Source organism: Micromonospora sp. C31 (assembly GCF_018070575.1).
Taxonomy (GTDB): domain Bacteria; phylum Actinomycetota; class Actinomycetes; order Mycobacteriales; family Micromonosporaceae; genus Micromonospora.
In genome coordinates this window covers 49,216-69,406 of the sequence record NZ_JAGPXN010000021.1, presented here as the reverse complement: position 1 = coordinate 69,406, position 20,191 = coordinate 49,216, and the positions used below count along the sequence as shown (strand labels likewise).

22 protein-coding genes, 3 tRNA genes and 1 riboswitch are annotated in these 20,191 nt (G+C 74.9%); of the genes, 5 read left to right on the top strand and 20 right to left on the bottom strand.

The window, feature by feature from the left end; genetic code table 11:
* Nucleotides 1-87 precede the first annotated feature (87 nt).
* The 3 genes from KBX06_RS23630 to KBX06_RS23620 all read right to left on the bottom strand — a co-directional run bounded on the left by KBX06_RS23630 (nt 88) and on the right by KBX06_RS23620 (nt 1,641).
* Entirely contained in the window at nt 88-522 is a 435-nt protein-coding gene (locus KBX06_RS23630) for a VOC family protein (protein WP_210838737.1), read from the bottom strand.
* Between the two features lie 70 nt (nt 523-592).
* A complete protein-coding gene (locus KBX06_RS23625; protein WP_210838735.1) occupies nt 593-1,294 on the bottom strand; it encodes a cation diffusion facilitator family transporter in 702 nt (233 codons plus the stop codon).
* Nucleotides 1,291-1,641, bottom strand: coding sequence for a helix-turn-helix transcriptional regulator (locus tag KBX06_RS23620; protein ID WP_210838733.1), 351 nt, complete (start codon nt 1,639-1,641; stop codon nt 1,291-1,293). The genes KBX06_RS23625 and KBX06_RS23620 overlap by 4 nt, the downstream gene beginning before the upstream one ends.
* 72 nt (nt 1,642-1,713) lie before the next feature.
* Here KBX06_RS23620 and KBX06_RS23615 point away from each other — a divergent pair, with 72 nt between their 5' ends.
* A complete protein-coding gene (locus tag KBX06_RS23615; RefSeq protein WP_210838731.1) occupies nt 1,714-2,040 on the top strand; it encodes a hypothetical protein in 327 nt (108 codons plus the stop codon).
* Nucleotides 2,041-2,715: 675 nt separating this feature from the next.
* On the opposite strand, the gene KBX06_RS23610 is transcribed toward KBX06_RS23615, so the two are convergent.
* From KBX06_RS23610 to KBX06_RS23575, 8 genes are all read right to left on the bottom strand, one after another.
* Nucleotides 2,716-2,789: transfer RNA gene (locus tag KBX06_RS23610), tRNA-Phe, on the bottom strand.
* Nucleotides 2,790-2,888: 99 nt separating this feature from the next.
* Nucleotides 2,889-2,965, bottom strand: a tRNA-Asp gene (locus KBX06_RS23605).
* 32 nt (nt 2,966-2,997) lie between these two features.
* A tRNA-Glu gene (locus KBX06_RS23600) sits at nt 2,998-3,070 on the bottom strand.
* Nucleotides 3,071-3,224: 154 nt separating this feature from the next.
* Complete coding sequence (locus KBX06_RS23595; protein ID WP_210838730.1) at nt 3,225-4,028, bottom strand: polysaccharide deacetylase family protein; 804 nt, start codon at nt 4,026-4,028, stop codon at nt 3,225-3,227.
* A gap of 76 nt (nt 4,029-4,104) precedes the next feature.
* Nucleotides 4,105-5,055, bottom strand: a complete 951-nt coding sequence (locus KBX06_RS23590; RefSeq protein WP_210838728.1) for a MerR family transcriptional regulator — start codon at nt 5,053-5,055, stop codon at nt 4,105-4,107.
* Nucleotides 5,045-5,665 (bottom strand): isopentenyl-diphosphate Delta-isomerase, encoded by a 621-nt coding sequence (idi, locus tag KBX06_RS23585; protein WP_210838726.1) that lies wholly within the window; start codon nt 5,663-5,665, stop codon nt 5,045-5,047. Before idi ends, KBX06_RS23590 begins: the two co-directional genes overlap by 11 nt.
* A 34-nt stretch (nt 5,666-5,699) precedes the next feature.
* Nucleotides 5,700-7,208: a phytoene desaturase family protein gene (gene crtI, locus KBX06_RS23580; protein WP_210838830.1), complete on the bottom strand. Its 1,509-nt coding sequence runs from the start codon at nt 7,206-7,208 to the stop codon at nt 5,700-5,702.
* The gene (locus KBX06_RS23575) at nt 7,208-8,362 is read right to left on the bottom strand and encodes a polyprenyl synthetase family protein (protein WP_210838724.1); all 1,155 of its coding nucleotides are present in this window, start codon (nt 8,360-8,362) and stop codon (nt 7,208-7,210) included. The genes crtI and KBX06_RS23575 overlap by 1 nt, the downstream gene beginning before the upstream one ends.
* 65 nt (nt 8,363-8,427) lie before the next feature.
* On the opposite strand from KBX06_RS23575, the gene KBX06_RS23570 reads away from it, so the two are divergent.
* Complete coding sequence (locus tag KBX06_RS23570; protein ID WP_210838722.1) at nt 8,428-9,366, top strand: phytoene/squalene synthase family protein; 939 nt, start codon at nt 8,428-8,430, stop codon at nt 9,364-9,366.
* Between the two features lie 173 nt (nt 9,367-9,539).
* Here the strand turns inward: KBX06_RS23570 and KBX06_RS23565 are convergent, their stop codons facing one another.
* The gene (locus KBX06_RS23565; RefSeq protein ID WP_210838720.1) at nt 9,540-10,604 is read right to left on the bottom strand and encodes a serine hydrolase; all 1,065 of its coding nucleotides are present in this window, start codon (nt 10,602-10,604) and stop codon (nt 9,540-9,542) included.
* Between the two features lie 94 nt (nt 10,605-10,698).
* On the opposite strand from KBX06_RS23565, the gene KBX06_RS23560 reads away from it, so the two are divergent.
* Nucleotides 10,699-12,153, top strand: coding sequence for an NAD(P)/FAD-dependent oxidoreductase (locus KBX06_RS23560; RefSeq protein ID WP_210838718.1), 1,455 nt, complete (start codon nt 10,699-10,701; stop codon nt 12,151-12,153).
* Nucleotides 12,154-12,199: 46 nt separating this feature from the next.
* On the opposite strand, the gene KBX06_RS23555 is transcribed toward KBX06_RS23560, so the two are convergent.
* Both KBX06_RS23555 and KBX06_RS23550 read right to left on the bottom strand, forming a co-directional pair.
* Entirely contained in the window at nt 12,200-12,964 is a 765-nt protein-coding gene (locus tag KBX06_RS23555; RefSeq protein WP_210838716.1) for a crotonase/enoyl-CoA hydratase family protein, read from the bottom strand.
* 42 nt (nt 12,965-13,006) lie between these two features.
* Nucleotides 13,007-13,924, bottom strand: coding sequence for a DMT family transporter (locus tag KBX06_RS23550; protein ID WP_210838714.1), 918 nt, complete (start codon nt 13,922-13,924; stop codon nt 13,007-13,009).
* A gap of 109 nt (nt 13,925-14,033) precedes the next feature.
* Nucleotides 14,034-14,232: riboswitch (cobalamin riboswitch) on the top strand.
* A 38-nt stretch (nt 14,233-14,270) separates the two neighbouring features.
* Here KBX06_RS23550 and bluB point away from each other — a divergent pair.
* Complete coding sequence (gene bluB, locus KBX06_RS23545; protein WP_210838712.1) at nt 14,271-14,900, top strand: 5,6-dimethylbenzimidazole synthase; 630 nt, start codon at nt 14,271-14,273, stop codon at nt 14,898-14,900.
* A gap of 184 nt (nt 14,901-15,084) precedes the next feature.
* Nucleotides 15,085-15,936, top strand: coding sequence for a Rieske 2Fe-2S domain-containing protein (locus KBX06_RS23540; protein ID WP_210838711.1), 852 nt, complete (start codon nt 15,085-15,087; stop codon nt 15,934-15,936).
* Nucleotides 15,937-16,191: 255 nt separating this feature from the next.
* Here KBX06_RS23540 and KBX06_RS23535 read toward each other — a convergent pair whose 3' ends face one another.
* The 6 genes from KBX06_RS23535 to KBX06_RS23510 are packed head-to-tail and all read right to left on the bottom strand — an operon-like array spanning nt 16,192 to nt 20,188.
* Nucleotides 16,192-17,619 carry a LysM peptidoglycan-binding domain-containing protein gene (locus KBX06_RS23535; protein ID WP_210838708.1) on the bottom strand — a complete coding sequence of 476 codons (1,428 nt, stop codon included), beginning with the start codon at nt 17,617-17,619 and terminating at the stop codon, nt 16,192-16,194.
* Between the two features lie 15 nt (nt 17,620-17,634).
* Complete coding sequence (locus KBX06_RS23530; protein ID WP_210838706.1) at nt 17,635-18,066, bottom strand: pilus assembly protein TadG-related protein; 432 nt, start codon at nt 18,064-18,066, stop codon at nt 17,635-17,637.
* Nucleotides 18,063-18,542, bottom strand: coding sequence for a TadE/TadG family type IV pilus assembly protein (locus KBX06_RS23525; RefSeq protein ID WP_210838705.1), 480 nt, complete (start codon nt 18,540-18,542; stop codon nt 18,063-18,065). The genes KBX06_RS23530 and KBX06_RS23525 overlap by 4 nt, the downstream gene beginning before the upstream one ends.
* Nucleotides 18,527-19,063 (bottom strand): TadE family protein, encoded by a 537-nt coding sequence (locus KBX06_RS28780; RefSeq protein ID WP_210838703.1) that lies wholly within the window; start codon nt 19,061-19,063, stop codon nt 18,527-18,529. The genes KBX06_RS23525 and KBX06_RS28780 overlap by 16 nt, the downstream gene beginning before the upstream one ends.
* A gap of 9 nt (nt 19,064-19,072) precedes the next feature.
* Nucleotides 19,073-19,276 (bottom strand): hypothetical protein, encoded by a 204-nt coding sequence (locus tag KBX06_RS23515; RefSeq protein ID WP_210838701.1) that lies wholly within the window; start codon nt 19,274-19,276, stop codon nt 19,073-19,075.
* Between the two features lie 39 nt (nt 19,277-19,315).
* Complete coding sequence (locus KBX06_RS23510) at nt 19,316-20,188, bottom strand: type II secretion system F family protein (protein ID WP_210838828.1); 873 nt, start codon at nt 20,186-20,188, stop codon at nt 19,316-19,318.
* Nucleotides 20,189-20,191 lie beyond the last annotated feature (3 nt).

Genomic DNA, 20,191 nt, shown 5'->3' with positions numbered 1-20,191 from the left:
CCAGGGCGGGTCGGTGGTCAGCGTGGCACGGCCGGGCGGTCTACCGCTGCCCCGGATCCGTCCGTCGGCGGCGGCCGGCGCACGCCGTCATGCCGAGGTCGCGGCGACGCAGAACTCGTTGCCCTCCGGGTCGGCCATGACGACATGGTGCCCGGTGAAGTCCTCCAGGACGCTCGCGCCCGCCTGCACCAGCCGCTCGGACTCGGCCCTGATCCGCGCCCACCGCTCATCGGGGGTGCCGTGTCCCGGCACCCGGACGTCGATGTGCAACCGGTTCTTCGCCGTCCTGGCCTCGGGCACCCTGAGGATGGAGAGCGCGGGCCCGACGCCCTCGGGATCGCAGAGCCACGCCGCGTCGTCCACCGAGTCGTCCTCCGGCAGGTCGAGGCTCGCGTGCCACTCCTCGCGGGTGCGGAAGGGAGCGGGCGGCGCCTCGTCGACGTAGCCCAGCGCCGTCTTCCAGAACTCGCCGAGGACCTTCGCGTCGCCGCAGTCGAGGGTCAGACTGATCCTGTTCGCCATGGCGGGACGGTAGCGCGCGCCTCCGACACCGTAGCTGAGCTGGGCCGCAACAGCGCGAGCCGGGCCGTCGTCACGCCTCCCGGTCGGCGCGGCAGCAGCCGTCGGCGCAGTCCGGGGCCTGGCCGGTGGCTACGTCGGTGGCCGGGAGGGGCGCGCAGTCGTCGCAGTGTTCCCCACGCCAGGCTTCGACGCCTTCCTTGACCGCGACCCCGGCGATGACGAGGGCGGCGAGCGGGTCGGCCCACGACCAGCCCCAGGCGGCGTTCAGGACCAGGCCGACGAGCAGCACCGCGGAGAGGTACGTGCACAGCATCGTCTGTGTCGAATCGGCCATGACCGTCGCCGAGCCGAGTTCGCGGCCGGTGCGCCGCTTGGCCCGGACGAGCAGCGGCATCACGATCAGCGACGCGACGGCAAGGCCGATTCCGACCGGGCTGGCCTGGGCGTCGTCACCGGCCAGCAGCGAGCGGGCGGCATCGAAGGTCACCCAGGCGGCCAGCGCGAAGAACGACACACCGATCAGCCGCAGCGCCAGCCGCTCCCGGTCCTCGGGCACGCGCGAGCGGAACTGCCAGATCAGCACCGCCGCGCTGGACACCTCGACGAACGAATCCAGGCCGAAGCCGATCAGCACCGTCGAGGAGGCCGCCGCACCGGCGGCGATCGCGACCAGGCCCTCCAGGACGTTGTAGCCGGCGGTGGCGTACGCCAGCCACAGGCTGCGCCTGGACAGCGCTGCCCGACGCTGCGGGGTCAGCAGCGACGCGTTCACGTGTCCACCCGCCCGGCGGGGCTCCCGTAGGTCGGGCAGAGCGCCACCGCCTCGCCCGTGGCGGCCAGAACCTGTTCCGCCGCCCTGAGCAGATCCAGCAGCTCCGGCCGCGTCAGCGCGTAGAACGACTGGCGGCCCTCGACCCGGTAGTCGACGAGGCCGCAGCCGCGAAGGCACGCCAGGTGCTTCGACACCGTCGACTGCGCCAGCCCCAGCTCGCCGGTCAGGTCCACCACCCGGGCCTCCCCGGTCGCGATCCGGCGCAGGATGGCCAGCCGGGTGGGATCGCCGAGGGATCTGAACAGGGCCACTGCAGCAGCCGGCCCGGGAGGACAATCAATCGCCATTGCGCGATGATAGCCGAGGTCGGCGATTGGTAGCGGGTATGCGGCCTTGACGCCAGTGCCGATGATGGGCGCATGAATCTGGACGGCGAGGACCCGGTCACCACCGCCTTGCGCCTGGTGGCCGTGGTCCTCGGCCTCGCCACGATTGCCCTCGGCGTGCGGGTGGCCGGGTCACGACGGTTTCCCGCAGCCTGGGTCCGGCTCGCCCGCCTGACGCCGAGCCAGCGCTCCCAGCCCGTACGCATGGGCAGCGCCCAGGCCATGATCGGTGCGGGCGTGGTGTTCCAACAGGCGCCCTTCCTCTTCTCCGTGCCCTATCCCGTTGGAGTCGCCCTGTTCGTGGTGTCACTGCTGTCGATCCTGGCGGCGGCGGGGTCGTTTGCGCTGCTTCGCCGCTGACGCCGCCACCTGTCGACGGCGTCAGCCGCCGCCGGGACGCGATGCTGGCCGGCGGGGTCCCGATCGAGATCGTCAAGATGATCCTCGGTCAATCCGCACCGGTAGTCACCCCGCCGGGTCCCACGGGCTCACCCTGCAAGCAGAAGGGCGGATTGCAGCGCGTCTCCCAACGTCCCTTACGTGTGCGCCGGCTTGTGACTGAGGTCATGTACGCCGCGTCGCACCGGGTGGCCGGCATCCCCGAGCACGACTGACCGGCCTGCGGTCAGCGCACTACCGGACGGGGGAGGCGGTCAGGCCCACCACTTCGGGTACCACCTCAGGACCTCTTCCGCGGACTTCGGCGGCTTGGACTCCCGCTCCCGCCAGGCGGCAACGGCGGTCGGACCATGAGCCACCAGTCCCCCGACGAGGAGAAGTGGCGACGTGACCTGTTCGGGCCAGTCCAGCCACCACCCGACACCCGACGCAAGAATGAGCAGAAACCCTGCGAGCTGCGTCATCCGGAGACGCGAGCGCTTCATGCCGGCAAGGTAACGTTCGGTCGCCAACGAGGCGGGGTCCCCGAAGTGGGCAGGGGGTGGCGGCAGGAGTGGGGCGGCGAGGGCCGCAAAAGCAAGATCCCCACCGGCGTTTCCGCTGGTGGGGACCTCTGTAGCCCGGCGAAAGGCTATGTGGCCAGGGGCGGGGTCGAACCGCCGACCTTCCGATTTTCAGTCGGACGCTCGTACCAACTGAGCTACCTGGCCGTGTTGCTCGGTTCATGCTACCCGCACGACGGCTTGCCCGCCGGGAGGGGTCACACGCCCCGATACGCAGAACGCCGCGCAGGGCGCGGCGTTCAGCGCTGGCGGTCCTGACGGGACTTGAACCCGCGACCTCCGCCTTGACAGGGCGGCGAGCACTCCAACTGCTCCACAGGACCTAGCTTTGTTGCCTCCGGCCGAAGCCGGACCGTGCCCCCAACGGGATTCGAACCCGTGCTACCGCCTTGAAAGGGCGGCGTCCTGGGCCGCTAGACGATGAGGGCGGCCCCGCCATCATTGCACACTCGCAACTTCAAGCGGACTTGCTCCCATCCGGCCCCGCCGGAGGCTTGGATAGCTTACGTGATGATCGGTCCGTCGACCAAACCGGTATGGCACTAGCCACAACGGCTCGTGAAAGCGCAGGTCAGACGGCTCCTAGCGGAGTCGGGCGACGCCGTAGCGGCGCTTCAGGTCGGCGATCAGCGGTGGGCAGGCGGCCAGCGTGGCCGCCCGGTCTCCACCCCCGTCGTGCAGCAGCACGACCGAGCCGGGCCGGGCCGCGACGTGCACCCGCTTGGCGATCGTGGCGGCGGTCGGCTTGCCCCAGTCCTGCGGGTCGACCTGCCAGTGCAGCCCCCGCATGCCGAGCTGTCTGGCGACCGTCACCACCTCGCTCGTCCACCGGCCGCCCGGCTGCCGGTAGAACGGCACCTTGGCGCCCGGCACCGCCGCCCGGATGGCCGCGTTGGTGCGCAGGAGGTCCCGTCGGATCTCGGCGGCCGGCCGCCGGGCGAGGTTCAGGTCGTGGTTCCAGCTGTGGTTGCAGAGCTGATGTCCCTCCCGCACGATCCGCCGGACCAGTTCGGGGTGGCGCCGGGCCTGCGTCCCCACCACGCAGAACGTGGCGGTGACCCGGGCCGCCCGGAGGCGGTCGAGGATCTTCGGCGTCCAGGCCGGGTCCGGCCCGTCGTCGAAGGTCAACGCCACCGTTCTTACGCCGGTCGTGCGACGCAGCCCCGCCGGCAGCTTGGTCGGCAGCGGGCGTACCAGGCGCCTGGGCGGGGCGCTGCGGGTCGGTCGCGGGCCGGCCGACGGCGCCGGCTCGGCCGGCAGCGGGGCGGAGGCGACGGGGTCGGGGTCGGGACCGGCGGCCCACCGGCCGCTCGCGGTGCCGTCGCCGCAGCCGCCGAGAAGGAGGAGCAGGGCCAGACCGGTGGCCAGCACGGTGCGTGGGCGCATCGTTCGCTCCCGGAGGGGGTCGGGGTCGGCGGACCTCCCGACGCTAGTGGACGACGCCCCGCGGCGGGATCCGCCGTCAGTCCGCCGACGCCTGGTCCAGCGAGTCGCGCAGGGCGAGCGCCAGCGAGACCGCCTCGGCGAGGTCGACCGGCCGCACCACCCCGGCGGGCAGCGAGTCCGCCAGCCAACCCGGCCCGGCGGCGAGCACCAGCAGCGGCCGGCGGGGCGCGGCGAGCAGGGCGTTGAGCTGCGCGGGGTCGGCGGTGGCCCGGGTGTGCGACCAGATCACCACGGCGGCCGGCCCGGTCCGGTTGACGGCCTCGACCAGCGCGGGCAGCGGCATCCGCGCGCCGAGCATCCGGTAGCCGACTCCCGCCTCGGCGAGCGCGGCGGCGAGCGCCTCCAGCGGAAGGGTGTGCTGCTCGTCGTCGGCGCAGGAGAGCAGGACGCGTGGCGGGCCGGCGGGCGCCCCGGCCCGGGCGACCACCGCGAACGCCTCCGAGACGCAGCGCGACATCAGGTGCTCGACCTCGATCAGGCCACCGGTGGCGGCGTGTCGCTCCCCGATCCCGGAGAGCACGGGCCGCAGCAGCGCGTCCCAGGTGACGATCACACCGTCCGCCTGGAGAGCCAGCGCGATGGTCTCGCCGATCGCGACCGCGTCCAGCCGCATGGCGGCGCGGGCCAGCCCTCGGGCCGCCGGTCCCGCCCGGCCGACCGGGATCGTCGACCCGCCGCCGTCCCGGCCCGCGACGGCGCGCACCCGCGCGCGTACGTCTGCGTCGGCGGGCACGGCGTCCGGTGCCCGGCGGGCCCAGCGGGCCGCCTCCGCCGGAGTGACCCCTTGGGCGGTGAGCCGCCGCATGATCTCCAGGCGCGCGAGGTCGGCCGGTGTGTAGCGCCGGTGGTGCCCGGGTACGTGCTCGCTGGGCCCGAGGCCGTAGCGCTGGTGCCAGGTGCGCAGGGTGGTCACGGCCACGCCCAGCCGCCGGGCGACGGCTCCCGCGCTCAGTGCCTCATCGGCCACCCGACCGCTCCGACGCGTCCTTCGCCGGCGGGCCGGGCGGGGTGGCGGGCGGGTGCGGCGGGCCGGCGGCCGGTGTCGAGGGGTGCAGCAGCCGGTTCACCACCCCGCCCAGCCACGGTGCGTACGTGCGTGGATCGGTGTCGAGGTCTGCCACCAGCGCGGCGGGGTCGGCCCAGCGCAGCTCGGCCACCTCGTCGGGATCGGGCAGCAGCGGATCGCCCGGCTCGAAGTCGCCCCGCAGGACGTGGTCGTACTCGAACTCGACCCGACCGGTGGCCGGATCCTCGGCGTAGTAGACGTACACCCCGACCTCGGTCAGCTCGACCGGGCCGGCGCCGAGCTCCTCGCGCAGCCGGCGGTTGGCGGCCTCGACGAGGGACTCGCCCGGCGCGGGGTGGCCGCAGCACGCGTTGGCCCAGCGCAGCGGGAAGCGGGTCTTCACCGGCGCCCGCCGTTGCAGCAGCACCCGGCCCTCGGAGTCGACGAGCAGCACCGAGAAGGCGCGGTGGAGCTGGCCCGGGGGCTGGTGGGCGGCGGACACGGTGGTCTCCCCCCGCGGTCGCCCGGCGTCGTCGACGAGCTCGACGAGGTGATCTTCGCGGGTGGTCACGGCAGGTGTCTCCCGGGTCCGAGGGGGAAGGCCATCAGACGTCCCCGGTGATGCGGCCGGCGGCCAGCTTGCCGGAGATCAGCACCATGGGCACGCCGACGCCGGGCTGGGTGCCCGAGCCGACGAAGACGACGTTCGACAGTGTCCGGTGCAGGTTCGACGGGCGGAAGGGGCCGGTCTGGAAGAGGCTGTGCGCGGCGGCGAACGGGGTCCCGGCGGCCATGCCCTGCTCCGCCCACTCGGCCGGGGTCACGGCCCGCAGCACCTCGACGCCGGCGCCGAAGCCGACGTAGCCGCGCTCCTCGAGGGTCCCGACGAGCTGGTCGGCGTAGCGCTCGGTGAGGTCGCCCCGCCAGTCGAACGGCGCCCGGTCGAGGTTGGGCACCGGGGCGAGCACGTAGTAGGTGTGCCGCCCGGCGGGCGCCACCGACGGGTCGGTCCGGCTCGGGTTGGTGACCAGCAGGGACGGGTCGCTCATCAGCTCGCCCCGCCGGATGACCTCATCGAAGGTGCCCTTCCACGACCGTCCGAAGTGGATATTGTGGTGGGCGATCTTCCCATATCCCTGCGTCGACCCGACGTGCAGGACCACGCAGGAAGGGGAGTAGGTGAGCTTGCGCGTACGGCCCGGCGGCAGCAGGTCGCGGTAGGCGACCGGCAGATCGGGATTGAGCACGACCACGTCGGCGGGGATCAGCTCGCCGTCGGCGGTCAGCACGCCGGTGGCCCGGCCGTGCGCCGTCTCCACCCGGCTCACCGTGGTGTCGTAGCGGATCTCGACGCCGTGCTTCTCGGCCGCGCCGGCCATGCCGCGCGAGACCGCGTGGATGCCGCCGCGCGGGAAGCAGACCCCGGCGACCGAGTCGAGGTACGCGATGACCGCGTAGATGGCCAGCGCGTCGTGCGGCGCGAGGCCGGCGTACATCGCCTGGAACGAGAAGATCCGCTGGGTGCGCGGGTCGCGGAAGAACTGGTTGATCTTCGTCTGGAGCCGGCGGAAGGCGCCGCCGGCCAGCAGCTTGACCAGGTTGCCGGTGAGCAGGTCGGTGGGCGCGTCCAGGTTGCGTTCGATGAAGTCGGCGCGTTCCCACTGCCAGAGCTTGCGCGCGTAGTCGACGAAGCGCAGGTAGCCGTCCGCCTCCCGGGGGCCGCACACCCGGGCGATCTCGGCGGCCATCCGGGTGGTGTCGGTGATGACGTCCAGCGTCGACCCGTCCGGGTAGTACGCCCGGTAGGCCGGGTCGAGCGGGGTGAGGTCCAGCCAGTCGTCAAGTTCCTCGCCGACCGCGCCGAGCGCCTCGGCGATCAGGTCGGGCATGGTGAGCACGGTGGGCCCGGTGTCGAACTCGTAGCCGTCCACGCCGAGCCGCCCGGCCCGGCCGCCCGGCACCGGCTCGCGCTCCAGCACGGTCACCTGCCGACCGCTGCCCGCCAGGTGCAGCGCGCAGGCGAGCCCGCCCAGCCCGGCGCCGACGACGACCACCCGGTCCGTACGCCCGTCAACGGTGCGCACGCGACCACCTCCTTGTGCGAAGTTGACCATCATGCCCGCCGGTTGGTGGCGGCGGTGGCGAGACCGGTCAGCGCGGTGCGCGCGGTCTCGTCGATCGACGCGGTGCCGAGCGCGGTCAGCGCCTCGGTGACCCGGTCGGAGATCATCCGTTCGATCCGCGCGACGGCCCCGGTGTCGGCGACCACCTCGGCGAGGCGGGCGACCTCCGCGTCCCCCACGCCGGTGCCGACGCCGTCCAGCACGCGCCGCTGGGTCGGCGTGGCGAGCTGCCGGGCCAGCATGAGCAGCACGGTCGGCTTGCCGGTGCGCAGGTCGTCGCCGGCCGGCTTGCCGGTGGCGGCCGGGTCGCCGTAGACGCCCAGGAGGTCGTCGCAGAGCTGGAACGCCTCGCCGACGGCGAGCCCGTAGCGGGTGTACGCGGCGGTCAGCGGGGCGTCGCCCCCGACGCCGGCCAGGCAGGCGCCGAAGATCAGCGGCCGCTGCACCGTGTAGCTGGCGGTCTTGTAACGGGCCACCCGCAGCGCCCGGTCGACCGACCAGTTCACCGCGTCGCTCTCGCCGAGCACGTCGAGGTACTGCCCGGCGATCGTCTCCACGCGCATCTGGTCGTAGCAGCGCCGGACGTCGAGCAGGCGGGCCGGCGGCAGCGCCGCGTGCGCGAGGAGCCGGTCGGCCCACACCATGCAGAGGTCGCCGACCAGCACCGCGACCGCCTCGCCGAAGCGACGCGGGTCTCCCCGGTGGCCGGCTGCGGCGTGCCGGGCGGCCAGCGCCTCGTGCACGCTCGGCTGGCCCCGGCGGGTCGCGGAGGCGTCCATCACGTCGTCCTGCACGAGGGCGAAGGTGTGCAGCAGCTCCAGGGCGGCGAAGGCGGGCAGCACCGGCGGCAGCGCACCCGTGCCGCCCGGCACGCCGCGCCACCCCCAGTAGGCGAACGTGGGGCGCACGCGCTTGCCGCCGGCCAGCACGCAGTCGCGCGCCGTCGCGGCGAATCCGCCCATCGCCGCGTCGATCTCGTCGAGCGCGTCGACCTCCCGGGCCAGGAAGGCGGCGAGGGTGTCCTCCACTGCCGTGACCAGGTCTTTCGTGTACGCGGCCAGGACCGCGCGAACCGGGTCGTCCCCGTCTGCCCGGCCGGCGGGGGCCACGCGGAGCGAGTTACCCGCAACTGCGTCGTTGGCCATGCCTTCGAGCGTACCCTAGGCTTACGAGTTGCGTCGATTTACGCGTCGATTACTGAGGAGGGCCGGTGGACACCGATCTCACCGCGGCCTATGGCCGCTGCCGTGAGCTGCACAAACGGCACGGTCGCACCTACTATCTCGCCACCCGGCTGTTGCCCGCCTGGAAACGGCGGCATGTGCACGCCTTGTATGGATTCACGCGCTACGCCGACGAGATCGTCGACCGCACCGAGGAGTTGCCGCCGGCGGAGCGCGCCGCGCGACTCGACGACTGGGCCGGCCGCTTCGTCGCCGGACTGCACGGCGAACCGGTGGACGACCCGCTGCTCCCGGCCGTGCTGCACACGATCGCCGTCTTCGATCTCGACCGGGACGACTTCGCGTCGTTCCTCAAGAGCATGGCGATGGACCTGACGGTCACCTCGTACCGCACCTACGACCACCTGCTCGACTACATGGAGGGCTCGGCGGCGGTGATCGGCACCATGATGCTGCCGATCCTGGGCAGCTCGGACCCGGCGGCGGCCCGGGAACCGGCCCGCCAACTCGGCTTCGCGTTCCAGCTCACCAACTTCATCCGGGACGTGGCCGAGGACCTCGACCGGGGGCGCACCTACCTGCCCGACGACGACCTGGCCCTGTTCGGCGTCACCCGCGAGGAGTTGGCCGAGGCACGCGCCCGGGGCCACGCCACGTCGCGGATCCGGGAACTGATCGCGTACGAGGTGACCCGCGCCCAGGCGCACTACGTCGCGGCGGCTCCCGGGATCACTCTGCTCGCGCCCGCCTCGCAGGCCTGCATGCGCACCGCCTACGCGTTGTACGGCGGCATCCTGGACGAGGTGGCCGCGCGGGACTACGACGTCTTCGCCGGCCGGGCGCTGGTGCCGCAGCGCCGCCGGATGGCGGTGGCCGCCCGCGCCCTGCTCACCCCCGTCGGCACGCCGGTGGTGATTCCCGGACCCGCCCTGGTGCCCGGCCCGCTGACCGTGCCGGCCCCGTGACGCCCTCCCGCTGCCGCTGACCGTCCGCCCGCGCGCCGCCGGTCCCGGTCTGCCCAGCGCCGCCGGTCCCGGGAGTACCCGGGCCGCCGGTCCCGGTCTGCCCAGCGTCGCCGGTCCCGGGAGTACCCGGGCCGCCGGGACCGACGGCGACCGGCGGCGGTCGGCGAAGGCGGTCAGAGGCAGGAGTGCAGGGCGTCCACCAGGGCGTCGACCCGGTCGTGGTCGGCCAGGTGGGAGGTGGCGTAGGCGAAGGTGTAGCCGCGCCCGGAATCCGCCCAGGCGGAGCTTCCACCGATCCCGCCCATGCCCCAGCTACCGTCCTCCTCCCGCTGCATGCCCAGCGTCCACCGGGTCCGCCGGCCGAGCAGCAGGTCGTCGCCGTCGTACTGGACCCGGGTCGCCTCGGCCACCAGCTCCCGGCTGAACAGCCGTACGCCGTCGAGGACGCCGCCGGCGAGCAGGCCCGCGTAGAGGCGGGCCAGGGCGCCCGCGGTCGAGTGCAGGTTGACGGCCGGCACCTCGGCGCCCCGCCACAGCGGGCTGTTCACCACCGACAGGTCCCGGCCACCAGGCGGGTTGTCGAGCGCCCGCGCCCGGAGCGAACCCGGCTCGCCGGCTACCCGGTCCGGCCACCCCGGGTCGCCGTACCGCAGCTCGGCGCAGCGCCGCTGGTCCGCCACGCCGAGACCGAAGCCGAGGTCCAGCCGCCACGGACCGGCGATCTCCTCGGCCAGGAAACGACCCACCGACCGCCCGTCGACCCGCCGCACCAGCTCGCCCACCAGGTGCCCGTACGTCCAGGCGTGCTCGCCCGCGACGGACCCGGGCGGCCATTCGGGCTCGGCGGCGGCGAGGTCGGCGCAGAGCAGGTCCCAGTCGGCGACGGCGGCGGCCGGTCGGGGCACCGGGAACGCCGGCAGCCCGGCGGTGTGCGTCAACACCTGGCGTACGGTGGCCGGGGCGCGGAAGCCGGGCCAGTGCTCGGCGACGTGGTCGTCCAGGTCGAGCCGGCCCCGGTCAACCAGCGCCAGCAGGCAGAGCGCGGCGACCGGCTTGGCGACGGAGTAGACGTTCACCAGCGTGTTCGGCAGCCACAGCCGCCCCGGTGACCGCTCGCCGCCGACGACGTCGACCACCGGCTCGCCGTCGTACCAGATCGCCAGGCCGGCCCCGGTCTCCCGGCCCTCCGCGAGCAGTTCGGCGAAACGGTCGTGGACGGCGGAGAAACGTGCGCGCATCCGGCCACGGTAGGAGGTCGGGGACGTCGGCGGGCAGCGGATTTCCGCCGTCGACCGGTTGGCCGGCCGCCGGACGGTACGCGATGCTGGCGGCATGGCTGATCCGGAACTGGTGGACGTGGTCGTGATCGGGCTCGGCGTCGGCGGCGAGGAGGTGGCCGGGCGGCTCGCCGAGGCGGGGCTGAGCGTCGTCGGTGTCGAGCGTGACCTGGTCGGCGGAGAGTGCCCCTACTGGGGGTGCGTGCCGAGCAAGATGATGATCCGCGCGGCCAACGCGATCGCCGAGGCCCGCCGCGTCGACGGGCTCGCCGGCTCCGCCGAGGTGCGGCCCGACTGGGCGCCGGTGGCGCGGCGGATCCGCGCGGAGGCCACCGACACCTGGGACGACACCGTGGCGGTGCAGCGGTTCACCGGCAAGGGCGGGCGGTTCGTCCGGGGCACCGCCCGACTCGACGGCCCCGGCCGGGTGCGCGTGGACGAGCGGGTCTTCCAGGCCCGGCACGGGATCGTGCTCGGCACCGGCACCAGGCCCTCCGTGCCGCCGGTCGACGGTCTGGCCGACACGCCGTACTGGACCAACCGGCAGGCGGTCGAGGTCGAGGAGCTGCCGGAGTCGCTGCTGGTGCTGGGCGGCGGCGCGATCGGGCTGGAGCTGGCGCAGGTCTTCGCCCGGTTCGGCGTACGGGTCACCGTGGTCGAGGCGCTGGACCGGGTGCTCGCCGTCGAGGAGCCGGAGGCGTCCGAGGTGGCCGCCGCCGCGCTGCGCACCGACGGGGTGGAGATCCACACCGGGGTACGGGCGGAGCGGGTCGGCCACGACGGTCGCGCCTTCACCCTGCGCGGGGCGGGCGGGGTGGAGTTCACCGCCGATCGGCTGCTGGTGGTGACCGGTCGCCGGGCGCACCTGGATGAGCTGGGCCTGGACACCGTCGGGGTGGACGCCGGCCGGCGCTACCTGGCCGTGGACGACCGGCTGCACGTGACCGAGGGGATCTGGGCGGTCGGCGACGTCACCGGCGAGGGGGCGTTCACGCACGTCGCGATGTACCAGGCGGGGATCGTCGTCGCCGACGTGCTCGACCACGTCCGGCGCGCCGACGCCGGGGCCGATCCCAGCGGCACCGCGAGCGCGACGGGTGGCGCGGCGGGTGCCGATGCGGGCGGTGCCGCCCGTGCGGTGCCGCGCGCCGACTACCGGGCGCTGCCCCGGGTGACGTTCACCGACCCGGAGGTCGGCGCGGTCGGCCTCACCGAGCGGCAGGCCCGTGAGCGGGGCGTCAACGTGCAGGTCGGCCTCGCCCGGTTGCCGTCGTCGGCCCGGGGCTGGATCCACAAGGCCGGCAACGAGGGCTTCGTCAAGCTGGTCGCGGACGCCGACGAGGGCGTGCTGATCGGCGCGACCTCGGTGGGACCGGCCGGGGGCGAGGTGCTCTCCGCGCTGGTGGTGGCGGTGCACGCGGCCGTCCCGCTCGCCCGGCTCCGGCAGATGATCTACGCGTACCCGACCTTCCACCGGACGATCGAGGACGCGCTGCGCGACATGTCCTGACGGGGCCGGCAGCCGCGCGTCGCGTGCCGGCCGGGCCCGCGCCCGGTCAGTGGGCCGGGGCGCCGTGCCGGCCGGCGCCGGCGGCGAAGCGGGCCGCCCCGGCCGACGCGTCGGCGGCCAGCGACTCCGTGCCGTACGCCAGCTCGACCTCCAGCGCCGCCGGTTCCGGCAGGCCGGCGCCGGCGAGCACCGCGGCCCGGTCGTTGCGCAGGCAGGTCTGCGGGTGCCGGGCGATCTCGGCCGCCAGCCGCTCGGCCGCCGCCCGGGACCCACCCGGCGCGACCAGCCGGTTCACCAACCCCATGGCGTACGCCTCCTCGGCCGGCACCGGCCTGCCGGTGAGGATCAGGTCCATCGCCCGGCTCTCGCCGATCAGCCGGGGCAGCCGCACCGTGCCCCCGTCGACCAGCGGCACCCCCCAGCGGCGGCAGAACACCCCGAACACCGCGTCGGACTCGGCGACCCGCAGGTCGCACCAGAGCGCCAACTCCAACCCGCCGGCCACCGCGTGACCGGAGATCGCGGCGATCACCGGCTTGCCGAGCGTCATCCGGGTCGGGCCCATCGGGCCGTCCCCCTGCGCCTCGACCCGGTTGCCGCTCGGCGTGCCGAAGGCCTTCAGGTCGGCCCCGGCGCAGAACGTGCCGCCGGCCCCCCAGAGCACCGCCACGGAGGCGTCGGGGTCGGCCTCGAAGGCCCGGAACGCGTCGGCCAGCGCCCGGGCCGTCGGCCCGTCGACCGCGTTGCGGGCCGCCGGGCGGTCCAGGATCACCGTGGTCACCGCCGCGGCGCGTTCGACGCGTACCCCCATTCCGACAGCATGCCCCCGGCGGTGCCGGCGGCGCCAGGGGCGTCAGTGCGGGGCGGACCGGGCCGGACGGACCAGGGTGGCGCCCAGCGCGGCGCCGACCACGCAGGACACCCCGGCCGCCTGCGGCCAGGCCAGCAGCTCGCCCAGCAGCACCAGCCCGACCAGCGCGCCGATCGCCGGCTCCAGGCTGAGCAGGATCGCGAAGACCCGGGCCGGCATCCGGCGCAGCGCCGCCATCTCCGCCGAGTACGGCAGCACCGACGACAGCAGCGCCACCGCCGCGCCCAGCGCCAGGGTCCACGGGTCGAGCAGGGCCGTGCCGCTGCCGGCGACGCCGAACGGCAGCACGGCCAGCGCGGCGACGGCCATCCCCAGCGCGAGGCCCCGGCTGCCCGGTACCCGGGCGCTGACCGCCTTGCCGAGCAGCACGTAGCCGGCCCAGCCCACCGCGACGGCCACGCAGCACAGCAGCCCCACGCGGTCGATGCCCGTCCCGCCGAGCCCGCTGATCAGCAGCACCCCGCCGCCGGCCAGCGCCGCCCACGCCACGTCGGCGAGCCGGCGGCTGGCGGCGAGCGACACCAGCAGCGGCCCGGCGAAGCCGATGGTGACCGCGACGCCCAGCGGCACCCGTTCCAGGGCCGCGTAGAAGGCGAGGTTCATCACCGCCAGGGCCAGCCCGAACGCCCCGACCAGCCCGGCGGTACGCCAGCCCAGGCGCAGCCCGGGCCGGGCCAGGAGCAGCAGGATGAGCGCGGCGAAGCCGAGCCGCAGCGTGGTGGTGCCACCCGCACTGGTGCTGCCGAAGAGCTGCTTGGCGACGGCCGCCCCGACCTGGGTGGAGAACATGCCGAGCAGCATCAGCAGCGGGGGCGGCACGGCCCGGGGCTGCCCCAGCGCGAGAGTCAGTCGGGTCGCCGGCCGACCGGCCGGCAGCGGGCGGGAGGAGAGTGCGTACACCCGGACCACACTGCTCCCGGAACGGGCGGCCCGCGACCGGATTTCCACTGCGTGCGGGCGCGCTGCGCCGCCCGCCGGACCGGGGCGGGCCGGGCGGCGCTACCATCGCCGCGGCACGATCATGTGAGGTGCCCCGCGCGAGCGGGGAGAATCGGGAAGCCGGTGCGAATCCGGCACGGGCCCGCCGCGGTGACCGGGGAGCCACCGTCCACGCGTACGCGCAGCCACTGGCCCGCCCGGGCCGGGAAGGCGGACGGCCAGGCATCGATCCGGAAGTCCGAAGACCGGCCTCGCGTCCGGTGCCCGCGTCCGGTGTGGCGTGGGCCGAGCGCAGCGGGAGCCTGCCTTGGATCTCTACGACGTCGTCCACCGCCGCCGGGACGTACGCGCCCAGTTCACCGGGGCGCCGGTGCCCGAGGAGACGCTGCACCGCGTGCTGTCGGCGGCGCACGCCGCGCCGAGCGTCGGCTACTCGCAGCCCTGGGACTTCGTCGTGGTACGCGACGCGGAACTGCGCCGCCGGTTCCACGAGCACGTCCACACCGAGCGGGACACCTTCGCCGCCACGCTCGACGGCGAGGCGGCCGAGCGGTTCGCCCGCATCAAGATCGACGGCGTCCTGGAGTCGACGCTGTCGGTGGTGGTCACCCACGACCAGGCCCGGGGCGGCCCCGCCGTGCTCGGCCGGCACGCCATCGCCGACACCGGGCTCTACTCGACCTGCCTCGCCATCCAGAACCTCTGGCTCGCCGCGACGGCCGAGGGGCTCGGGGTGGGCTGGGTGTCGTTCTACCGGGAGCCCTGGCTCGCCGAGCTGCTCGGCATCCCCGACGGGATCCGGCCGGTGGCGTGGCTCTGCCTCGGGCCGGTCACCCACTTCGAGTCGGTACCCGACCTGGCCCGGCACGGCTGGCGGCAGAAGCGCCCACTGGCCGAGGCGATCCACCACGACCGCTGGACGGCGCCAACGCACTGACCGCGCTGGCCCACCGGTCTCGCCGGCGTGCGTTGACCTCGTTCGTTCGCGCTGACCTCACCGGGGGCGCTGAGCTCGCTGCCGGGGCGTCCCGTTACGGGCCGGCGGCGGCCTCGTCACGTACCGCTGCGGATCCGTCACCGCCGCCCGGTTTGCGACGGCTCCTGCCGGGAAGTCGGTACGGGTGCGAGCACTCTTGACGAAGATCGAGCAGGCATCCGGTCTGGACCGGATCGGCGACCGGTTGCAGCGCGCCGTCCAGGCCACCCTCCGACCGCAGCGGGTCCGCGACCTGCTGCACGGTGTCTGGCTGGGCCATCCGCTGCACCCGGCGATGGTGCAGGTGCCGGTCGGCGCGTGGATCAGCACGGCGGTGCTGGACCTCATGCCGGGGCAGCGCCGGGCCGCCACCACCCTGTGCGTGGTGGGCACCGTCAGCGCCCTCCCGGCCGCGGTCGCCGGCCTCAACGACTGGGCGGCACTGGCCCGCGACCAGCGCCGGGTCGGCCTGGTCCACGCCGCGTCCAACAGCGTCGGCCTGGCGTTCTACGCCGGCTCGGTGGCCGCCCGGATGACCGGCCGGCACAACCTCGGCCGTACGCTCGGCTACCTCGGGCTCAGCGCCGCCAGCATGGGCGCGTACATCGGCGGGCACCTGGCGTACAAGCAGGGCGCCCAGGTCAACCAGAGCATCTCCGAGCTGCACCGGATGAGCGACGGCTGGCACTCCCTCGCCGACATGGCCGCCCTGCCGCAGCGCCAACTGATCACCCGGGAGGTCGACGACGTCTCGGTGATCCTCTACCGGCACGGCGACGAGGTCACCGTCATGCTGGAGCGCTGCCCGCACCAGAGCGGCCCGCTGGGCGAGGGTGAGGTGCAGGAGATCGACGGACACGCGTGCGTGGTCTGCCCGTGGCACGGCAGCGCGTTCCGGCTCAACGGGGGCGAGGTCGTGCACGGCCCGTCCGGCAACGACCAGCAGGTCCTGCCGACCCGCATCGTCGACGGCGTCCTGGAGACCCGCCTCCCCTGACCGGCGCTCCCCCTCCACCCGGCCTCCGGCCCCTCGGGCCGGGCCTCCGCTGCCGTCCCGCTCTCCGGCCGTGCCTCCGCTGCCGGCCCTCGGGCCGTGCGGCCGTCCGGCCCTTCGGGCCGCGCCTGCGCTGTTGATCAAGAGGTTTGGGTCGACTTCGATCTCTGTGGCTTGACCAAACCTCTTGATCACCGGGTGCGGGTGCGGGTGGGCGATGGGGCGGGGTGGGTGGTCAGGGCGGGGCGGGGTGGGTGGTCAGGGGCGGCGGTGGCGGCCGATCGACCCGTCCGTGCCCGCGCGACCATGGCCGGCGGGGTGCGCGGAACCGTGACCGGTCGGGTGAGCGGAATCCTGGGCACCGGTGGCCGTGCCGCCCGGGTCGACCCTGATCGCGCTGCCTCCTCGGGCGTCGCCGGCGCCCCGGTGCCCCGTGCCGCGTCTGGTCGTGGTGGTGCCCCGGCGAGCGAGGGTGCCACCGCGGGCGGCCGAGGTGGTCCGACCCGCGCCGGCCGGTACGTGGCCCGGGCGGCGGCGCAGGCCCAGGACCGCGCCGATCTGCGCGCCGACGATGCTCGCCACCGCCAGGACGGCGGAGACCGCGAGGGGCCGGTTCACCCGATCTGGCTCGCCGGCCCGGGCGGCTCCCACCGTCACGGTGGGGGCCTCACCGGCGTTCGTCTTCGCCGGGGGCGGCACCGGGGCCTCGGCCGCTGGCGGGGGCGGGATCGCCCGGTCCGGAGCGGCCTGCCCGGGCGCCGGTTGTGGGGCCGGTCGAGCGGGTGCGGGTGGGGTCGGGCGGGCGACGAGGCGGCCGGTGGCGTGCCGGCGGGCACCCCCGTCCTCGGCGTTCCCGGGCAGCTTCAGCAGTTGACCCGGGTGGATCCGGTCGGGGTCGCCGAGCCGGTTCAGCGCGGCCAACTCCCGGTAGTCGGCGAACTCGTCCAGGTAGCGCTGGGCGACGGCGCCCAGGTGGTCGCCCCGGGCCACCCGGTAGACCGCCGTACCCTCGTCCGAGGTGGCCGCGGCATACGAGGCCACCGACGAGGCGGCCGGCTGGGCTGCGGTGGCCGACGGGGACGAGGCGGTCGCTGCCGGCCACGCGACCTCGACAGTCGTCGGGGGCTGAGCAGGCAGCGCGGCCGACAACGGGCGGGCGGCCGAGGCGGGCCGGGCGACCTCGACCGCCGGGGCGGCCCAGGCGGTGTGCGCCGCCGCGCCCGGCCAGGCGGCCTCCACACCGGTCGCGGCCGGTGCCGCCGGCAGGGCGTACGGGCCGCTCATCGCCGTCGCCGCGCTCGCCGCCGGGCTGGCCGCGAGGATCAGCGCGACCGAACCGACCAGCGCGGCGGCGGCCCGCTGCTGGCGACTCATCCCCGGCAGCCGGGGCGCGGGCCGGCGCAGCACCTGCGCGCAGAGTTCGAGCAGCACGGAGAAGGCGAACGTGGCCCAGCCGAACCAGCCGGCCAGCGCCAGCGCCCGCAGGAAGAGCCGCCCGTCGTCGCGGCTGGTCAGCGTCGAGCCGACCTCCGCGACGGTGGGCAGGTGGTCGGGCAGCGGGTTGCCGGCGAGGGCGAGCAGCGCCACCGGCGCTCCGACCAGCACCGCGCAGAGCACGACGAGCGCGCCGAACCCGGTCAGGATTCGTCCGGTCCGCCGTACGGCGGAACGCCCCGATGCGGCCATGGCTGCCTTCCCTTCCTACGGTGCTCCGGTGAGCGGTCGCGCGGTCGCCTCGCCGGAGACGGTGACGGTCTCGTCGAAGCCGAACAGGCCGAGCATGGATCTGCGGTGCGTGACGGTGACGCGTACCCGGACCCGGGTCTCCCCGTCGACGACCGGGAAGCTGACGGTGTGGCCGGCGGCGCCGGCGGCGGCGAGGTAGCCGGCGACGGCCCGGCGGGCCTGGGGACGGTTGATCCGGGTCGGCCCGCCCTCGATGGCGGTGGCCCGGTCGATGGCCTGGCCGCCGGCGCGGGCGGCCTCCGCCGCGAGGTTGTCGGCCCGCTGCAACGTGCGCAGCTGGCCCGCGCCGTCGAAGGCCATGCCGATCACGGCGAGGACGCCGGTCATCGCCACCGCGAGGAAGATGCTCACCCGGCCCAGCTCGTGCCGGCCGGCGACGGCGGTCATCCCCGGCTCCGGTAGCGGTCCAGCGGTGACGTGAAGCTCGCCGACACACGCTTGCCCCCGGGCATCCCCGGCAGGACGGACAGGTGCAGGTCGCCGTACGAGACCGTGCACGCGATCCGGACGGTCACCGAGGCGTCCTGCCCGACCGAGCTGCGGAACGCCGCGTCGAAGCTGGTGGGGGCGCCGCGTACCGCACCGCTGAACGTCACCTCGGGAGTGCCGGCGCAGTTCAGGCCGCGCCAGTCGAGCTGCCGGCGGGCCGCGTCCCGGGCCTCGGCGCGGGCGGTGCGGGCGTCCCGGGAGATCGAGGCGGCGCGGGCGGCGTCGTGGGCGGCGGCGTCGATCGCCTCGGCGGCCACGGCGGTACGCCCGGCGACGCCGGCCAGGACGATCAGCGCGATGAAGGCGGGGGCGAGCACCGCCACCTCGATCGAGACCGAGCCCCGCTCGGCGGTACGGCTCACGGCGTGGTCCACCGTTCCACGGTTCCGTGGGCGGTCTGGCGCACCGGGAAGCTGACCCCGGGTACGACCGACAGGGACCGCCCGCGCACCGTGCAGGTCACCTCGGTCGCGGCGGTCTGGCAGCTCGGTGCGGGATCGTCCCAGCCGACGAGCCAGCCGCCCGAGGCCCGCAGGAACCGGACGGCGCGGGCCTCGCCGGCCCCCGACGGTGCCTGGTGCAGCCGCTGCGCGTTGACCCCGCTCTGCGCGGCGTTGAGCGCGGTGGAGCGGGCGACGAACCAGGCGGCGGTCTGGATCGAGGCGAAGAGCAGCAGCATGATCGCCGGCATGGCCACCGCCAACTCGACCGGGTTGGCTCCCCGGTCGGCCCCGCCAGCCGCGAGCCGCCGGACGACGGCCGGACCGAAGCGCCGGACGCCGGTCGGACCGAAGCGCCGGACGCCGGTCGGACCGGGGTGTCCGGTGGCGGTCGGACCGGGGTGCCGGGCGGCGGTGGCCGCCCGGCGTCCCGGGACGGAGTCTGCTCGGCGCACGGCCCGGCGTTACTTCGGGGCCTGGTGGGTGGGGATGTTCTTCATCCAGTCGTTGGCGGCGCCGAGGGCGGCGGCGGTGACCGCCATCGCGACGGCGACCAGACCGAAGATGATCACGGCGGTGGGTACGGGGCTGTCGCCCCGCTCGCCGTTCTCGCGCAGCTCGGCCAGACGTGTCGTCAGCGCGACGTGCAGGCGGGTGATGACGGACATGACGTGCTCCTTCTCTCGGGGCGGACCACAGGGGTCGGATCACAGGCGGGCGATGAACGGATAGACGGCGAAGCCGAGCAGGACGAAGACCAGCAGCGCCCCGGGGATGTCGAGCCGGCTGGTCACCCCCTCGGCCCGGGCCAGGTTGTCGGTGCGGATCTGGTCGCGCAGCGAGTCGGCGCGGCTGCGCAGGGTCTCGTGCACCTGCGCGCCCTCGCTGCCCGAGACGCGCATGATCGCGCCGACGTCGCCCAGTTCCGGGATACCGATCCGGTCGGCGAGGTCGCGCAGCTCGTCCCACGGCGAGTGCATCTGCATCTGCGCGATCCGCAGTGACTCGGAGATGCGGTCGAAGACCCAGCCGTCACAGACCGCCGCCGCCCGCTCCAGCGACTGCACCGGCCCGTGCGCGGCGGAGAGTTGCAGGGCGACCAGGTCGAGGTAGGCGCAGACCGCCTGGCGGAACTCGTCGCGCGCCTTGTCCGCCCGGTCCAGCACCGACCGGTGCGCGATCAGGGCGCAGAGCAGCGCCAGCCCGAGGCTGCCCAGCACGGGTACGACCACCGGCAGCCGGACCCCGACGACGAACAGGGTGACGCCGAGCAGCGTCGGCGCGGCGAGCCCGATCAGCGTCGAGAGCAGCATCGACAGGGCGTACTGCTCGGGCGTGCGGTCGATCAGGGCGAGCTGCCGGTGCGGTGGCCGCAGCCAGCGGGACAGCCCGGTGAGCCACTCCAGCCGCCGGTCGGCGGGCGCGGCGAGCTGCCCGACGCCGGCCGGTTGGTGCAGCCGGCGCAGCGCGGGCCCGAGCGCGGGGGTGGCCGGCACCAGCTCGCGGACCACCAGGAAGACGCCCAGCCCGACCGTCGCCCCGCCGCAGACGGCGACCGCGAGCTGCCAGTTGAGGACCACGGA

Bases quoted from the DNA above. Each gene is read 5' to 3' on its own strand.
- KBX06_RS23595 (WP_210838730.1), bottom strand. From the start codon at position 4,028: ATGCGCCCACGCACCGTGCTGGCCACCGGTCTGGCCCTGCTCCTCCTT.
- KBX06_RS23620 (WP_210838733.1), bottom strand. From the start codon at position 1,641: ATGGCGATTGATTGTCCTCCCGGGCCGGCTGCTGCAGTGGCCCTGTTC.
- KBX06_RS23565 (WP_210838720.1), bottom strand. From the start codon at position 10,604: ATGCGCGCACGTTTCTCCGCCGTCCACGACCGTTTCGCCGAACTGCTC.
- KBX06_RS23560 (WP_210838718.1), top strand. From the start codon at position 10,699: ATGGCTGATCCGGAACTGGTGGACGTGGTCGTGATCGGGCTCGGCGTC.
- KBX06_RS23575 (WP_210838724.1), bottom strand. From the start codon at position 8,362: ATGGCCAACGACGCAGTTGCGGGTAACTCGCTCCGCGTGGCCCCCGCC.
- KBX06_RS23535 (WP_210838708.1), bottom strand. From the start codon at position 17,619: ATGGCCGCATCGGGGCGTTCCGCCGTACGGCGGACCGGACGAATCCTG.
- KBX06_RS23630 (WP_210838737.1), bottom strand. From the start codon at position 522: ATGGCGAACAGGATCAGTCTGACCCTCGACTGCGGCGACGCGAAGGTC.
- KBX06_RS23615 (WP_210838731.1), top strand. From the start codon at position 1,714: ATGAATCTGGACGGCGAGGACCCGGTCACCACCGCCTTGCGCCTGGTG.
- crtI (WP_210838830.1), bottom strand. From the start codon at position 7,208: ATGGTCAACTTCGCACAAGGAGGTGGTCGCGTGCGCACCGTTGACGGG.
- KBX06_RS23530 (WP_210838706.1), bottom strand. From the start codon at position 18,066: ATGACCGCCGTCGCCGGCCGGCACGAGCTGGGCCGGGTGAGCATCTTC.
- KBX06_RS23555 (WP_210838716.1), bottom strand. From the start codon at position 12,964: ATGGGGGTACGCGTCGAACGCGCCGCGGCGGTGACCACGGTGATCCTG.
- KBX06_RS23515 (WP_210838701.1), bottom strand. From the start codon at position 19,276: ATGTCCGTCATCACCCGCCTGCACGTCGCGCTGACGACACGTCTGGCC.